Genomic DNA, 16466 nt, shown 5'->3' with positions numbered 1-16466 from the left:
TCGGGTGCGGCGTCGGTACGGGCGCTCGCCTACCCGTGCTGCGCGCCGCGGAACCGGGTCGCCTCGACGGGAAGCGAACGGGCGTCGGGCACGCTGTCCCTCACGATGACCGCCACCGCCCCTCCCCTCCTCGACGACTCGTCCGACCTCTCCGCGCTCCGGGCGCGCGGCGCCGACCCCGACGAGCTGTTCACGGCCTTCGCCGCCTGGGCCGAGGCGCGGGGCACCGTCCTGTACCCGCACCAGGAGGAGGCGCTGATCGAGCTGGTCAGCGGCGCCAACGTCGTCCTCGCGACGCCGACCGGCTCGGGCAAGTCGCTGGTGGCCACCGGCGCGCAGTACGCGGCGCTGGCCGAGGGACGGCGCAGCTGGTACACCGCGCCGATCAAGGCGCTGGTCAGCGAGAAGTTCTTCGCCCTGTGCGGCGTCTTCGGCGCGGAGAACGTCGGCATGCTCACCGGCGACGCCGCGGTCAACCGGGACGCCCCGATCATCGCCTGCACCGCCGAGGTGCTGGCGAACATCGCGCTGCGCGAGGGCGCCGACGCCGACGTCGGGCTGGTCGTCATGGACGAGTTCCACTTCTACGGCGACCCCGACCGCGGCTGGGCCTGGCAGGTGCCGCTGCTGGAGCTGCCGAAGGCGCAGTTCCTGCTCATGAGCGCCACCCTCGGCGACACCGGCTGGCTGCGCGAGGACCTCACCCGCCGCACCGGCCGGCCCACCGCGCTCGTCGCCGGCGCCGAGCGCCCGGTGCCGCTGCACCACTACTACGCGACGACGCCGATGCACGAGACGATCCAGGAGCTGCTCGACACCCGGCAGGCGCCGGTCTACGTCGTCCACTTCACCCAGGCCTCGGCGCTGGAGCGCGCCCAGGCGCTGATGAGCGTCAACGTGTGCACCAAGGACGAGAAGGCCGCGATCGCCGACATGATCGGCGGCTTCCGGTTCACCACCTCCTTCGGGACGACACTGTCGCGGCTGGTGCGCCACGGGATCGGCGTCCACCACGCCGGCATGCTGCCCAAGTACCGGCGGCTGGTGGAGCAGCTCGCGCAGGCCGGCCTGCTCAAGGTCATCTGCGGCACCGACACCCTCGGCGTCGGCATCAACGTGCCGATCCGCACCGTGGTCTTCTCCGCGCTGTCGAAGTACGACGGCACCCGCACCCGGCTGCTCAACGCCCGGGAGTTCCACCAGATCGCCGGGCGGGCCGGGCGGGCCGGCTACGACACCGCAGGCACCGTCGTCGTCCAGGCGCCCGAGCACGAGGTCGAGAACCTGCGGCAGTTCGCCAAGGTCGCCGACGACCCGAAGAAGCGCCGCAAGCTGGTGCGCAGGAAGGCGCCCGAGGGCATGGTGCCGTGGTCGGAGGGCACCATGCGCCGGCTGGTCGAGGCCGATCCCGAGCCGCTGACGAGCAACATGCGCGTGTCGACGGCGATGGTCCTCGACGTCGTCGACCGGCCCGGCGACCCGTTCGTCGCGATGCGCCGGCTGCTCACGGAGAACCACGAGCCGCGCAAGCGGCAGCTGCGGCACGTCCGCGAGGCGATCGGCGTCGCCCGCTCGCTGCTGCAGGCCGGCGTCCTCGTCCGGCTCGACGAGCCCGAGCCGGACGGACGGCGGTACCGGCTGACCGTCGACCTGCCGCCGGACTTCGCGCTCAACCAGCCGCTGTCGACCTTCGCGCTGGCGGCGATCGAGCTGCTCGACCCCGAGTCGGAGACGTACGCCCTCGACGTGGTCAGCGTCATCGAGGCCACCCTCGACGACCCACGGCAGATCCTGGCCGCGCAGCTGAACAAGGCCAAGGGCGAGGCGGTGGCCCGGATGAAGGCCGAGGGCATCGAGTACGAGGAGCGCATGGACCTGCTCGAGGAGATCAGCTACCCGCAGCCGCTGGCCGAGCTGCTCGAGCACGCGCTGGAGGTCTACACCCGCTCCAACCCGTGGGCGGCCGACGCCCACCTGTCGCCGAAGTCCGTCGTCCGCGACGTGTGGGAGAACGCCTACACCTTCCGCGAGCTGGTCAACGCCTACGGGCTGACCCGCGCGGAGGGCGCGGTGCTCCGCTACCTCTCCGACGCCTACAAGGCGCTGCGCTCCGGCGTCCCCGCCGCCGCCCGCACCGACGAGGTGACCGACCTGGTCGAGTGGCTCGGCGAGCTGGTCCGCCAGGTGGACTCCTCGCTGCTCGACGAGTGGGAGCAGCTGACCAGCCCGGACCAGCCGCTGGACGCGCCGGTCGCCGTCCCGACCCGCCCGCGGCCGCTGACCGGCAACGAGCGGGCGTTCACGGCGATGGTGCGCAACCAGCTGTTCCGCCGGGTGGAGCTCTTCGCCCGCCGCCGCTGGTACGACCTCGGCGAGCTCGACCGCGGCTCCGGGTGGGACGCCGATCGGTGGGGCGAGGTGGTGCAGGCCTACTTCGCCGAGCACGCCGAGCTGAACACCGGCGCCGACGCCCGCGGTCCCGCGCTGCTGATCTGGGACAGGAGCGAGCCCCGGGTCTGGCGGGTCCGGCAGATCCTCGACGACCCGGCCAGCGACCACGACTGGGGCTTCGACGTCGAGGTCGACCTCGAGGCCTCCGACGAGGAGGGCGCCGTGGTGCTGCGCGTCGTCGACGCGGGTCGGAGGGACTGAAGGGGTAGAAGGACCCCCTGCCGCCCACCGCTCGCGAGCTCGCGGCCGGACCCTGCAGAGGGCCGGTCGACGCCCGGCGCTGTTGTCCACGGGGCTCCTGTCGGCGACACGGGCGGAAACGCCGTGGGCACCGGCGGGAACCCCATGATCAACACCGGAGCATGGCCGGGGTGGACCGACCGCCCCCTCGACGGGAACTGCTGGAGCGCATCCCGGCCCTCGCGTGACGGGTCGGCTCGCGCCCACGGTTTAACCGAACTCTTGCCTCCGCCTGGACCGCTGCTCGTCATCGCCTCCCTAACGTTGGGAGCAGACGACGGGCTGCCGTGGCACGGCGGGCACCCAGGGAGGGCTCCGTGGACCTTCGCATCGTGGCGTTCAACCTGATCGCCCGGGACGCCACGCTGAGGACGCTGCTGGCCAACTACGCCCGGCGCCTCGAGTCGGACGGCACCCCGGACGAGCGGACGGCGTCCTGCTTCGTCTCCCTGAGGTGGACGGTCGACGAGCGCAGCTCCGCCCCTGCCGGGTCCGAGCTGCTGACCCTCCAGGTCCACGCCCCCCGGGACGACTCCTGCTCCCTCGCGGAGCTCGACCGGGTCCTGCAGCGGTTGCGCACGGCCCTGACGACCGTCGGACCGAACCCGTGCCTCAGCGCCCGGTGCCTGACGACGTCGGGTGCGGTCCCGGACAGCCGCTTCGGCACGGTCGTCAGGACCAGCACGTGGAGGATCACGCCCGTGTCCACCGAGGCGAGGGCCGCGGCCCCCACCGGACTCGTGCCGTGGTCCGTGTGGAGCGGACCGGGCGGATGCGGCCTCCTCGTGCCCGGCGTCGGTGTCCTCAGCCTGAACTGACCGAGCCTGGACCGACCGCCCTCGAGGTCCGGGCCCACCCGGGGAGCGCCCCCGAGACGGACGGTGCGCCCGCGGGGGTCACCGGTCGCCCGACCCCGCGGCGGCGACCTCGCGCGCGTCCCGGGTCTCGACCGGGACCGCGGGCAGCAGGAGGGTGAAGACCGGGGGCGCCACGCGCGTGAGCTGCAGCCGGCCCCGTTCGGCCTCGGCGAGCCGGTGGGCCAGCGGGAGGCCGATCCCGTGCCCCCTGCGCCGGTCAGCCCGCGGCGCGAACACGGCGCCTCTGTCGTCCTGGACGCCGGAACCCTCGTCCGAGACGTCGACCGCCACGGCGCCCGTGGCCTCCCGGACGGTGACGGTCACGGTGCCCCGGCCGTGGGTGGTGGCGTTGTCGACGAGCACGCCGAGCACCTGGCGGACCGCCGCCGTCGACGCCCGGGCCTCCGGCGCGCCGGGGTCGACCCGCACCGTGAGGTCCCGCCCGTGCAGTGCCAGCCGCGCGCCCCACTCCGGCGACAGCTCACCGACCAGCGTGCCGAGGTCGACCGGCTCCGTGGGAGGGCCCTCCCCGGCGCGGGCCAGCGCCAGGACCTCGTCGATGATCGCTTCCAGGCGGTCGGCGTCGACCAGGCTCGCGGCGATCGCCGGCCGGGGGTCGGCGTCCGCCCGTTCCAGCGCCGCCTCCAGGCGCAGCCGCATCCCGGCCAGCGGCGTCCGGAGCTGGTGGGAGGCGTCGGTGGAGAAGGCCCGCTCCCGGGCGAGCAGCTCGTCCAGGCGGGCCGCGGTCGCCTCGAGCGCGGCGCCGACCGCGTCGATCTCCTCGATCCCTCCCCGACGGGTCCGGACGCTGAAGTCACCCTCCCCCAGCCGACGCGCGCTCTCCTCCAGCTCCTCCAGTGGCTGCGCCAGCCGGCGGGCCTGCCGGCGCCCGACCAACCAGGCGACCGTCACCGCGGCCGTCGCCAGTCCCGCCATCCCCGCCCACATGAGGCCGACCACACCGAGCACGTCCGCGCGGGACTGGGTGACCGCCACCGCGCCGATCACCTCGTCGGAGTGGGTGACGGGGACGGCCACCACCCAGAGGTTCCCGTCGGTCGCGGTCGAGACCTGGCCGTCGAAGGCCCCGGCCAGTACGTCGGCGTCCCACTCCCGGACCGCCCCGGCCAACCGCTGACCGTCTCGGTCGAACACGGCTGCGGTGACCCCCTCGCCGTCGTCCCAGAAGTCGTCGACGGTCTCCGGCTCGATCCGGTCGCCGTGGTACACGTCGCCGGCGACGGTGATCGCCAGGTCGCTGGCGTCGCGCACCAGGTGCCCCCACTGGTGTTGCAGCGCGTACTGGAGCACCGCCACGCCCAGCGGCACGGCGAACAGAACCGTGGCGACGACGGAGGTCAGCACGGCCAGGCTGATGATCCGGGTGCGCACGGACGTCGCCTCCGATCGGCAGTGGTCGAGGCTCAGCGGTGGGCGCGCCGGCACTCCGGCACCCGCGGCCCCGGTGGGCGCCGTGGCCACGGTCGTGTGCCTCATCGGAGGTCCGGAGGCCGCTGCGTGATACCGGCGCCGGGAGAACGCCTCGCGGATCGGTCACCTCGCCCTCCCCCTGGGCCCGGTCGCCCGCGGGCGTGGCACGCTCACGGGCGATGACCCGATGACCCTCCTGGAGATGCTCGCGGTCGCCGCGGCGGGGCTGGCGGCGGGCGCCATCAACGCCGTCGTCGGCTCGGGCACGCTGGTGACCTTCCCGGTGCTGCTCGCCATCGGTCTGCCGCCGGTGACCGCGACGATCAGCAACTCCCTCGGCCTGGTACCGGGCAACCTCGCCGGCTCGCTGGGCTACCGGCGCGAGCTGGCCGGGCAGCGCGGGCTGCTGGTGCGGCTGCTGCCCGCCTCGGTGCTCGGTGCGCTGACCGGCGCGTTCCTGCTGCTGCACCTGCCCGCGAGCAGCTTCGAGGCGATCGTGCCGGTGCTCGTCGGGCTGGCCGTCGTGCTCGTCGTCGTGCAGCCGCTGGTGTCGCGGGCCCTGACGCGCCGGCGGTCGGAGGAGGAGCCGCCGTCCGGGATCGGCCCCGCCCGGCTGGCCGCGCTCCTCGCCGGCGCCTACGCGACCGGCAGCTACGGTGGCTACTTCGCGGCCAGCCAGGGCGTGCTGCAGATCGGCGTCTTCGGCCTGCTGCTGCACGAGTCCCTGCAGCGGCTCAACGCGATCAAGAACGTGCTCACCACCGCGGTCAACGGAGTGGCCGCCGGGGCCTACATCGTGGTGGCGACCGACCGCGTCGACTGGCGCGCCGCCGGGCTGGTCGCGGCCGGCTCACTGCTGGGCGGGTACGTCGGCGCCCGGTTCGGCCGCCGGCTGCCCTCGGCCGTGCTGCGCGGCGCGATCGTCGCGCTCGGGTGCGTCGCCATCGCCGTCCTGCTCACCGGCTGACACCGCCGGACCGGCCGGTGTCGGAGCCCGTCGGGCCACGCGGCAAGCTGGACCCATGACCGGGAGTGCAGCCGAACGCTTCGACCAGGCCCTGACCACCTCACCGGCCGACCTCGACGGACCCGAACTGCTGCCCTCCCGGCTGGCACGGGCCTGCGCCGCCGCGCTCGACGTCGACGGTGCCGGGCTGAGCCTGCACGTGGGTCTGCTCCGGACGCCGATCGGTGCCAGCGACCCGCAGACCGCGCACGCCGAACGCCTGCAGTTCACCGTCGGTGACGGCCCCTGCCTGCGCGCGCAGGACAACGGCACGGCGATCGCCTTCTCCCTCGAGGACATCGCCCGCAACTGGCCGGAGCTGTGGGCCTCCCTGCTCGACGAGACGACCTACCGCGGCGTGCTGTCGGTGCCGCTGCCCCCGCCGATGGGGCCGCTGGTGGTCCTGGACCTGTACGTGCGCGACCCCGCGCGGCTGACCTCCCTCGACCGCGACGACCTGCAGGACGTCGCTCGGGTGACCACGCACGAGCTGGCGGTCACGGTGACCGGGCCGGAGTTCCCGGACGACGGCAGCAGCTGGATGGAGGGGCCGGACGCGCAACGGCGGGCGAGCGTCTGGCAGGCCATGGGTCTGGTCGGCGTCGTCCGCGGACTTGACGCCACCGACGCCATCGCCACGATGCGCGCCTCGGCGATCGCCGCGGGCCGGGTGGTGGACGACGTCGCCGAGGACATCCTGGCCGGCCGCCTGGTGCCGGCCGACCTGCGGGCCGCCCCGGACCGCGACGGCGACCACGGGTGACCCCTGCGGAGTTCGCCCTGCTCGTGCTGGCCGGCGTCGGCGGGGGGCTGACCGGCAGCATCGCGGGGCTGGCCTCCCTGGTGAGCTACCCGGCGCTGCTGGCGGCCGGCCTTCCGCCGGTGGCGGCCAACGTGACCAACACCGTCGCCCTGGTGCTCAACAGCGTGGGCGCGGTGAGCGCCTCCGGGCCGGAGCTGCGGGGACAGGGACGGCGGCTGCTGCGGCTCACGGGCGGTGGGGTGCTGGGCGGCGCGGCCGGTGCGGCCCTGCTGCTGCTCACGCCGTCGGACGCCTTCGAGCGGATCGTGCCGTGGCTGATCGGCGGGGCCGCGGTGGCGCTGCTGGTGCAGCGGCCACCGCGGGAGCTGGCCGCACGGGGGGTCGCCGCGCACCCGACCCACCGTGACCCGTCGTGGCTCCCGCTGGCCGTCGCCGCGATCGCCGTCTACGGCGGCTACTTCGGTGCCGCGGCCGGCGTGATGCTGCTCGCGCTCCTCCTGCTCTCGACCGGCGAGGGCCTGCCGGTCGGCAACGCGCTGCGGAACGTGGTGCTCGGCACGGCCAACCTGGCGGCGGCGATCGGCTTCGCCGTCTTCGCCCCGGTCGCCTGGTCGGCGGCCCTGCCGCTGGCGATCGGCCTGTTCGCCGGTGGGCGCCTCGGCCCGCGGGTGGTGCGCCGCGCGCCGGCGACCCTGCTGCGCCGGCTCATCGCCCTCGCCGGGCTCGGTCTGGCGGTGCACCTCGCCGTCCAGGCCTACTCCTGAGAGGACCTGCAGGGGGCCAGCGGGGCCGGACGCGGCCGGCTCAGGTGCTGACGTAGGCGGCAAGGAAGAGGACGAACGCGCTCGCGAGCAGCAGCAGCCGGGCCGGCGTGAGGCCGTTGATGAGGTTGGCCGTCGCCTCCACCCAGGCCGGCCGGATGCCGGCCTCCCGCGCACCGCGGCGCACCAGGCGGACCTCGTCGGCCAGCAGGGCCCCGGCCGCGCCGAGCATGCCGAGCCCGACGGTGAGGAAGACCAGCGCCAGGCGCTCGGCGAAGGCCTCGGCGACCCCGGCGAGCAGCAGCACGACGACCAGGCCCGCGAGCAGGCCGACCACCGCACCGGCGACGGGGGCCCAGGGGCCCATCCGGGTCAGCGGGAACGGGTTGCGGGCGCCGGTCCGGGGCCGGCCGGCGACCGGACCGGTCGGCTGGGCGCCCTCCGGCGCCGCGGTGGGGGCGGCCGGCTGCGGCGGCGCCGGCGGGGTGCCGACCGGGATCGGGCCGGTCGCCGTCGGGGCGGGTGGGACCGGGCCGGACGGGACCGGCCCCGAGGGCGCGGGGTCGGACGGCGCGGCGCCCGCGGGGGCGGCGCCGGACGGTGTGGCGCCGCCCGGGGTCGCACCGGCGGGCTCGGCCGCGGGCAGCTCGGTGGTCACGGGGGACGACGGGGTGCGGGGTTCCTCGGACATCGCCGTCCACGCTAGGCGGAGGGGCCGACGGGGGCAGGGAGGCCGCTGCCGGTGTCGACCCGTCGGGACCGCGACACGCATCCTGAGCAGGGCCCCTGGTCCAGGGTCCCTGGTCCTGGGCCGTCCGGACTACACCGGATGTCGCATGGAGACGCAACCTTCCCGTAACACAGACTGCCAGGGCCACACCGGCTCGACGTCGCCCGGCGGTGCCGTCGGTCCTCCCGGTCTCGCGAGCGTGCAGGGGAGCCCATGGTGCCGATCCAGTCCGAGCGGGTGCCTCCCGCACGTCTCCACGCCACCAGCTGCGCCGGTCCCGCCGCCCCGTCCTCCCTCGACCGCACGGCCCGCCCTCGGCTGTATCACCGGCCCGACCGCCGCCCTCTGTGTAGGTGCGACGGCTACCCCACCTCCCCCGATGTCCCGGTTCCTGACGAGCAGCCGCGTGCGCTGCCACCCCTGAGGAGACCGTTGTGACCGTCATCTCCGTCCCGCAGGCCTTCAACGAGGACGACCTGTACGTGGACCTGCGGTCGATCGTCGACGCCCCGCTGTACCTGAAGTGCGAGGGCTTCAACTTCGCCGGCTCGATCAAGCTCAAGGCCGCGACCGAGATGGTGGAGGCCGCCGAGCGGGACGGCGTCCTGACGCCGGACTCCGTGCTGATCGAGTCCTCCTCGGGCAACCTCGGCGTCGCGCTGGCCATGATCGCGGCCAGCCGCGGCTACCGGTTCCTGTGCGTGACCGACCCGCGCTGCAACCTGTCGACCCGGCGGTTGATGGAGGCGCTGGGCAGCCAGGTCCACACCATCACCGAGCCCGACCCGGTGGGCGGCTTCCTCGGGGCGCGGATCGACTACGTGGAGGCGATGTGCGCCTCCGACCCGCGCTTCGTCTGGCTGAACCAGTACCGGAACCCCGGCAACTGGCGGGCCCACTTCAAGCGGACCGGGCCGGCGATCGCCCGCGACTTCCCCGACCTCGACGTGCTCTTCGTCGGTGCCGGCACGACCGGGACCCTGATGGGCTGCGCCCGGTTCTTCCGTGAGTGGCACCGTCCGGTGCACGTCGTCGCGGTCGACTCCGTGGGCTCGGTGACCTTTGGCGGACCCCCGGCCCGACGGATGATCCCCGGGCTGGGCAGCGGGGTCCGGCCCGCGCTCCTCGACGAGTCCTACGTCGACGAGGTTGTGCTGGTCGAGGAGGCCGACACCCTCCGCGCCTGCCACCGGCTGGCGCACCGCGGCTTCCTGTTCGGCGGCTCCACCGGCACGGTGGTCAGCGGGGCGGCGAGCTGGCTGGCCCGCCACGGCAGCGCTGACCTCACCGCCGTCGCCATCGCCCCCGACCTGGGCGAGCGGTACCTCGACACCGTCTACCAGACCAACTGGCTCGAGGACCTCTTCGGCAAGGACGTGCTGGACCCGGTCCAGGCCGCCCACCCGTTCCCGGAGAGCCTGCCGCGGCCGGTCGAGTCGGACGCCGACCCGGGTGGTACCAGCCTGGTCACCTCCCCGCCGGACGCCGAGGTCGTCCGGCTGCCCCTGCCGCGGTCGGGGAACTGACGTGCCGGGACACCCCGTGGACCTGGTCTCCGCCGGGTCGGCCGCCCCCGCGCGGCCGGCCGACCCGGTGCTCACCGGTTACGCCGCGGTGCTGGCCGAGGTGCTGCAGGTGGACACCGTGGACCCGGACGCGCACGTCTTCGAGGACCTGGGCGCGGACTCCATGGTCATGGCCCGCTTCTGCGCCCGCGTGCGCAAGCGGGCCGACCTGCCCGCGGTCTCCATCAAGGACGTCTACGCGCACCCGACGCTGCGCGGCCTGGCCGGGGCGCTGGCCCCCGCGCCGGCCGTCGCGCCGGCCGCCGACCCGGTCGCGTCGGGCCTGGCAGAGGTGCTCGCCGAGGTGCTGCAGGTCGACTCCGTGGACCCGGACGCGCACGTCTTCGAGGACCTGGGCGCGGACTCCATGGTCATGGCCCGCTTCTGCGCCCGCGTGCGCAAGCGGGCCGACCTGCCCGCGGTCTCCATCAAGGACGTCTACGCGCACCCGACCCTGCGCGGCCTGGCCGGCGCGCTGGCCCCCGCGCCGGCCGGAAGCCCCGTCCAGGACGGGCTGGCCGCCGTCCTGGCCGAGGTGCTGCAGATGGACACCGTGGACCCGGACGCGCACGTCTTCGAGGACCTGGGCGCGGACTCCATGGTCATGGCCCGCTTCTGCGCCCGCGTGCGCAAGCGGGCCGACCTGCCCGCGGTCTCCATCAAGGACGTCTACGCGCACCCGACCCTGCGCGGGCTGGCCACGGCGCTTGCGCCCACCGCACCGGCGGAGGCCGAGGCCCCGGTCCCGGCCGATGTGTCCGCCGTGGCGGCGAGCGAGCCGGTGGCACGGGCGAGCGCGGCCGAGTACGTGGCCACCGGCGCGATGCAGGTGGCGCTCTTCCTCGCCTACACCCTGGTCATGGGCGCCGTGCTCCAGCGCGGCTTCGACTACATCTGGGCCGGTGGCGGCCTCCTCGAGGACTACCGGCGGGCGGCCCTCGTCGGCGCGGTCACCTTCGTTCTCATGTGCACGCTGCCGATCCTGGTGAAGTGGCTGCTCATCGGCCGGTGGCGGCCCCAGCAGATCCGCATCTGGAGCGCGGGCTACCTCCGGTTCTGGTTCGTCAAGACACTGGTCGCCGCCAACCCGCTGGTCCTGTTCGCCGGCTCGCCGCTCTACAGCCTCTACCTGCGGGCCCTGGGCGCGAAGGTCGGGCGCGGCGTGGTCGTCTTCTCCCGGCACGTGCCCGTCTGCACCGATCTGCTGACGATCGGCGACGGCACGGTCATCGAGAAGGACGGCTTCCTCTGCACCCACCGGGCCGTCGACGGCGTCATCCAGACCGGCCGGGTCACGATCGGCAGGAACGCCTTCATCGGCGAGAAGTCCGTCCTGGACATCGAGACGTCGATGGGCGACGGCGCGCAGCTCGGCCACGCCTCCTCCCTGCAGGCGGGGCAGGCGGTGCCGGCCGGCGAGCACTGGCACGGGTCGCCGGGTGAGCCGACACAGGCGGACTACCGGGGCGTCGCCCCGGCCGACTGCGGGACGTGGCGGCGGGCCCGGTACGCAGGACTGCAGCTGCTGTACCTGTTCGGCCTGTACCTGCCGCTGTCCTTCGGCGTCCTGGCCTACCTCCTCACCAAGATCCCGTGGATGGCCCAACTGCTGGAGGGCGGCCCGCTGGCCTTCACCAGCGCGTCGTTCTACGGCGTCGCGCTGCTGATCTCCCTCGTCCTCTTCTTCGGGGGCATGCTGCTCAGCCTGCTCGTCGTGATGGTCGTCCCACGCCTGCTCGACCTCGTCCTCGAGCCGGACCGGGTCTACCCGCTCTACGGGATCCACTACGTGTTCCACCGGGCGATCTCGCGGCTGACGAACCGGAAGTTCTTCCACGAGGTGTTCGGCGACAGCTCCTACATCGTCCCCTACCTGTCGGCCCTGGGTTACCGGCTCAAGCCGGTCGTGCAGACCGGGTCGAACTTCGGCACCGAGGTCAAGCACGACAGCCCGTACCTGAGCCACATCGGCAGGGGGACGGTGGTCGCCAGCGGGATCTCGATCGTCAACGCCAACTACTCCAGCACGTCGTTCAGCGTGTCCCCGACGCGCATCGGCGGGAACAACTTCCTCGGCAACGACATCGTCTACCCGCCACAGGGCAGGACCGGCGACAACTGTCTGCTGGCCACGAAGGTCCTCGTCCCGATCGACGGGCCGGTCCGCGAGGGCGTCGGGCTGCTCGGCTCCCCCGCCTTCCAGATCCCGCGCTCGGTCGCCCGGGACGACAAGTTCATCCGGATGGCACACGACGAGCAGTTCCCGCAGCGGCTGGCCGCGAAGAACCGGCACAACCTGGTCAGCATCGCGCTGTTCCTGCTGTCGCGGTGGGTCTTCGTCTTCGCCCTCACGCTGATCGGCTTCTCGATGGTCGACCTGTACGACTCGTTGGGCGCGGGGGCGATCGCGCTGGCCAACGTCGCGTGGGTCCTGTTCACCATCTGCTACTTCGCCTTCGTCGAGCGGGCGTCCACCGGGTTCAAGGGTGTGCGGCCGAAGTACTGCTCCATCTACGACGTCGACTTCTGGCGGACGGAGCGCTTCTTCAAGCTCTGCGCGCGGGCGAACGTGCACCGGCTGATGAACGGCACCCCGTTCAAGTCCCTGCTGTGGCGGATGGTCGGCGTCCGGGTCGGGAAGCGGCTCTACGACGAGGGCGCCGGGATGTCCGAGAAGAACATCGTGACCATCGGTGACGACGTGATCCTCAACGCGGGCGCGTACATCCAGTGCCACTCGCAGGAGGACTACGCCTTCAAGTCCGACGCCACCACCATCGGCTCCGGCTGCACGATCGGCGTGGCCACCATGGTCCATTACGGCGTGACCGTGGGGGACGGCGCCGTCATCGGGCCCGAGTCCTTCCTCATGAAGGGCGAGGAGGTCCCGGCCGGCGCCCGCTGGGGAGGCAACCCCGCCGCGGAGCTCGACCCGATCCCCCTCTCCGTCTTCGCTCTCCCCGCGCCGACTCCTCCTGCGGAGCTCGGCACCCCGGACGACGACGCCCTCAACGGGCAGGACACCCAGAACGTGGAGGAGTTCATGGAGCTGTTCGGCAAGGACGGGGACGCCTCGGCCGTCCCGGTCCCGCGCAGGGGCGGCCGGCACCGCGCCACCCAGCGTCACCTGGCGGAGTCCCGGTGACCGCCGTCCACACGGCCACGGACGCCGGCCGCGCGTTCTGGCACGAGACCCTCGCCGCAGGCGGGTCGACGACGATCCCGCGGTGGTCCCAGGCGCCGGCGCCCGGGACGGCGGCCCTCGAGGTGACGGTCGCGGACTCGACCCGGGTCACCCTGCGCCGGCTGGCCGACCGGCTGGCGGTTCCGCTCGGATCGGTGCTCCTGGCCGCCCACGCCCGCGTGCTCTCCGCGCTCTCCGGCGAGCACGAGGTCGTGACCGGCTACGTCGCCGGCGACGGGAACCGGCCCCTGCCGTGCCGGATCTCGACGGACGCCGGCTCGTGGCGGGCGCTGGTCCGGCGCACCGCCGCGGTGGAGGCCCAGGTGCTGGCGCACCGGCACGCCCCCCTCGAGGAGCTGCAGCGCGAGCTGGACACCCGCGGACCGTCGTTCGAGACGGTCTTCGACCCGACCGGCGCCGGCGGCGACCTCCCCGACGGCATCGTGCTGGAGGTCGCGCCGGCGCACCACGGCGACCGGCTGGCCGTGCGGCTGCGGTACCGGACCGACGTCCTGGACGCCGATGCCGCCGCGCGCATCGCCGGCTACCACCACACCGCGCTGGAGCAGCTCGCTGTCGACCCGGACGCCGAGCCGCGTCAGGCCAGCCTGGTCTCCCCCGAGGAGCTGCGCTTCCAGCTCGAGGACCTCGGTGGTCCGCAGCGCGCGCTGCCGGACCGTCCCGTGCACGAGCTCATCGAGGAGCGCGCCGCGGCCCAGCCGGACGCCGTCGCCGTGGTCTGCGGCGACCGGCAGTGGACCTACGCGGAACTCAACGCACGGGCCAACCACCTCGCCCGGGCGCTGCTGGCGCGAGGCGTGCGCCGGGAGGACGTCGTCGCGGTCGTCATGGAGCGCGACCTCGAGTGGGTCGCCGCCGTGCTCGCCGTCTACAAGTCCGGCGGGGCGTACCTCCCCCTCGAGCCGCACTTCCCGGCCGGCCGGATCGGGACGGCGCTCACCCGCGCGGAGTGCCGCCTGGTGCTCACCGAGGAGCGCAGCAGCACCACGCTCGACCAGGCGCTCGAGACCCTGCCCGACGTCGAACGGCTCCCCGTCGACGCGGCCTGGGCCGAGGACCACGCCGACGGCGACCTCGGCGTCCCGGTGGCGCCGGACCAGCTGGCCTACATGCTGTTCACCTCCGGCTCCACCGGTGAGCCCAAGGGCGTCATGTGCGAGCACGCGGGCCTGATCAACCACCTGTTCGCCAAGATCGAGGACCTCGCGATCGCCGAGGGCGAGGTCGTGCCGCAGACCGGGCCGCAGTGCTTCGACATCTCCATCTGGCAGATGGTCGCGGGGCTGGTGCTCGGCGGGCGGACCCTGGTCGTCCCGCAGGACGTGATCCTCGACGTCGAGCGGTTCGTCGACACGATCGTCGACAACCGGGCCGCGGTGCTCCAGGTGGTCCCCTCGTACCTGGACGTGATCGTCTCCTACCTGGAACAGCACCCCCGCGAGCTGCCCGACCTGCACACCGTCTGCCCCACCGGGGACTTCCTGAAGAAGGAGCTCGTCCAGCGCTGGTTCGCCGTCCAGCCCGGCATCCCGGTGGTCAACACCTACGGGTTGACCGAGACCTCCGACGACGCCGTCCACGAGATCATGGCGGAGGTCCCGGCCGAGGAGCGGGTGCCCCTCGGCCGGCCCATCATCAACACGCACGTCGACGTCGTCGACGAGCACGGGACCCCCGTCCCGCTGGGTGCCCCCGGGCTGATCGTCTTCTCCGGGATCTGCGTGGGTCGCGGGTACGTCAACGACCCCGAGCGGACCGCTCGCGTGTTCCGCGACGACCCCAACCGGCCCGGTGAGCGGATCTGCTGGACCGGCGACTACGGCCGCTGGCTGCCGAACGGAAAGCTCGACTTCCTCGGCCGCCGGGACAACCAGGTCAAGATCCGCGGCTTCCGGATCGAGATCGGCGAGGTCGAGAACGGCCTCCTGCGGGTGCCCGGGGTGCGCGACGGCGCCGCGGTGGTCGCCGAGGGCGCCGACCGCAACAAGCGCCTCGTGGCCTTCTACTCCGGTCCCGGGCCGATCGAGGACGACGTCCTGCGGGAGCGGCTGGGCGCGGCGGTGCCCGAGTACATGGTCCCGTCGACCTTCCACTGGCGCGAGGTCATGCCGTTGACGGCCAACGGCAAGATCGACCGGACGACGCTGACCGCCCTCGCCGGGGAGCTCCTCAGCGGGACGCGGGACCTCGACGCACCCGAGACGCCGACCGAGCGGCGGCTGGCGGAGGTCTGGTCGACGGTCCTCGGCGTCCCGGCCGAGCAGATCGGCCGGCGGGACTCCTTCGCCACCCTCGGCGGGACCTCCCTGTCGGCGGTGAAGCTCGTGGTCGCCCTGGGCCGCGCAGTGTCGCTGAAGGAGCTCCAGGCCGTACCCGACCTCGCCGCCCTCGCCGCCCTGCTCGACGAGCGCACCGGCTCCTCCCCCATCCCCTCCCCCCGAGCCCCCGAGAGGACCTCCTGATGTCGTCGTCTTCCCCGGCGTCCCTGCTCGGCGTGGAGCTGCAGCCGGGCAGCCCCCCGGTGCTGCGCACCGACGCCCGGGGCGATGCCACGGCGTGGGCGGCCGGGAACCGGGACGCCCTGCGCGCGGCCGTCGCCGAGCACGGGGCGGTGCTGGTCCGCGGCCTCGGGCTGCGTGACGCGGACGAGGTGGCGAACGTCTTCGGGCAGCTGACCACCGGCCTGATGACCGAGCGCGAGGCATTCGCGCCCCGGGAGCCGAGGGCCGGTGGGGCGTACTCGTCGACCCCGTGGCCGGCCAACCAGCCGATGTGCATGCACAACGAGCTGAGCTACGCGCTGGAGTTCCCGGGCCTGCTGCTCTTCGCCTGCCTCACCGCGCCCACCTCCGGCGGGGTGACCGGCGTGGCCGACGGTCCGACCGTGCTGGAGGCGCTCCCGGCCGACCTGGTCGAGCGCTTCGAGCGGGAGGGCTGGATGCTCGTCCGCAGCTTCAACGACGAGATCGGCGCCTCGGTGGCCGAGGCGTTCGGCACCGACGACCGGGCGGCGGTCGAGGAGTACTGCCGCACGCACGCCATCGAGGCCGCCTGGCAGCCCGACGGCAGCCTCCAGACGAGGCAGCGGCGCAGCGCCGTCGTGCGGCACCCGGTGACCGGCCGGCGCTGCTGGTTCAACCAGGTCGCGTTCCTCAACGAGTGGACGCTCGCGGAGGAGGTCCGCGAGTACCTGGTGGACGTCTACGGCCCGGACGGCCTGCCCTTCAACACGCGGTTCGGCAACGGCGACCCGATCGGCGAGGACGTCGTCGCACTGCTCAACGAGGTCTACGAGGCCCACACCCTGCGCGAGCCCTGGCAGTCCGGCGACCTGCTGGTCGTGGACAACATCCGCACGGCACACAGCCGGGAGCCCTACGAGGGACCCCGCGAGGTCCTCGTCGGGATGGCCGAGCCCACGCGCCTGCCCGACCGCACGACGACCGCCTGATCCCTC

11 protein-coding genes are annotated in these 16466 nt (G+C 73.8%); 9 read left to right on the top strand and 2 right to left on the bottom strand.

What is annotated here, in order from left to right:
- Positions 1-105 precede the first annotated feature (105 nt).
- Positions 106-2652 (top strand): DEAD/DEAH box helicase, encoded by a 2547-nt coding sequence (locus ACU610_RS05150; RefSeq protein ID WP_446766644.1) that lies wholly within the window; start codon positions 106-108, stop codon positions 2650-2652.
- 356 nt (positions 2653-3008) lie between these two features.
- Positions 3009-3509: a hypothetical protein gene (locus tag ACU610_RS05145; RefSeq protein ID WP_446766643.1), complete on the top strand. Its 501-nt coding sequence runs from the start codon at positions 3009-3011 to the stop codon at positions 3507-3509.
- A 78-nt stretch (positions 3510-3587) separates the two neighbouring features.
- Here ACU610_RS05145 and ACU610_RS05140 read toward each other — a convergent pair whose 3' ends face one another.
- The gene (locus ACU610_RS05140; protein ID WP_446766642.1) at positions 3588-5045 is read right to left on the bottom strand and encodes a histidine kinase dimerization/phospho-acceptor domain-containing protein; all 1458 of its coding nucleotides are present in this window, start codon (positions 5043-5045) and stop codon (positions 3588-3590) included.
- A 121-nt stretch (positions 5046-5166) separates the two neighbouring features.
- On the opposite strand from ACU610_RS05140, the gene ACU610_RS05135 reads away from it, so the two are divergent.
- Genes ACU610_RS05135 through ACU610_RS05125 form a run of 3 tightly spaced genes read left to right on the top strand, consistent with a single transcriptional unit; the run spans position 5167 to position 7512 of the window.
- Entirely contained in the window at positions 5167-5946 is a 780-nt protein-coding gene (locus ACU610_RS05135) for a sulfite exporter TauE/SafE family protein (protein WP_446766641.1), read from the top strand.
- 55 nt (positions 5947-6001) lie between these two features.
- Positions 6002-6748, top strand: a complete 747-nt coding sequence (locus ACU610_RS05130; RefSeq protein WP_446766640.1) for a hypothetical protein — start codon at positions 6002-6004, stop codon at positions 6746-6748.
- Positions 6745-7512 carry a sulfite exporter TauE/SafE family protein gene (locus ACU610_RS05125; protein WP_446766639.1) on the top strand — a complete coding sequence of 256 codons (768 nt, stop codon included), beginning with the start codon at positions 6745-6747 and terminating at the stop codon, positions 7510-7512. The genes ACU610_RS05130 and ACU610_RS05125 overlap by 4 nt, the downstream gene beginning before the upstream one ends.
- Before the next feature lie 40 nt (positions 7513-7552).
- On the opposite strand, the gene ACU610_RS05120 is transcribed toward ACU610_RS05125, so the two are convergent.
- Positions 7553-8200, bottom strand: coding sequence for a hypothetical protein (locus ACU610_RS05120; RefSeq protein WP_446766638.1), 648 nt, complete (start codon positions 8198-8200; stop codon positions 7553-7555).
- A 473-nt stretch (positions 8201-8673) separates the two neighbouring features.
- On the opposite strand from ACU610_RS05120, the gene sbnA reads away from it, so the two are divergent.
- Genes sbnA through ACU610_RS05100 form a run of 4 tightly spaced genes read left to right on the top strand, consistent with a single transcriptional unit; the run spans position 8674 to position 16460 of the window.
- Positions 8674-9765 carry a 2,3-diaminopropionate biosynthesis protein SbnA gene (gene sbnA / locus ACU610_RS05115; protein WP_446766637.1) on the top strand — a complete coding sequence of 364 codons (1092 nt, stop codon included), beginning with the start codon at positions 8674-8676 and terminating at the stop codon, positions 9763-9765.
- A gap of 16 nt (positions 9766-9781) precedes the next feature.
- Positions 9782-12949, top strand: a complete 3168-nt coding sequence (locus ACU610_RS05110; protein WP_446766636.1) for a Pls/PosA family non-ribosomal peptide synthetase — start codon at positions 9782-9784, stop codon at positions 12947-12949.
- On the top strand, positions 12946-15471 hold the full coding sequence (locus ACU610_RS05105; protein ID WP_446766635.1) for a non-ribosomal peptide synthetase: 2526 nt from the start codon (positions 12946-12948) through the stop codon (positions 15469-15471). Before ACU610_RS05110 ends, ACU610_RS05105 begins: the two co-directional genes overlap by 4 nt.
- Positions 15471-16460 carry a TauD/TfdA family dioxygenase gene (locus ACU610_RS05100; RefSeq protein ID WP_446766634.1) on the top strand — a complete coding sequence of 330 codons (990 nt, stop codon included), beginning with the start codon at positions 15471-15473 and terminating at the stop codon, positions 16458-16460. Before ACU610_RS05105 ends, ACU610_RS05100 begins: the two co-directional genes overlap by 1 nt.
- Positions 16461-16466 lie beyond the last annotated feature (6 nt).

The organism is Geodermatophilus sp. URMC 61 (assembly GCF_052931555.1).
Note: the sequence above shows the minus strand (reverse complement) of the source record. Positions and strands in the feature narration are given on the sequence as shown.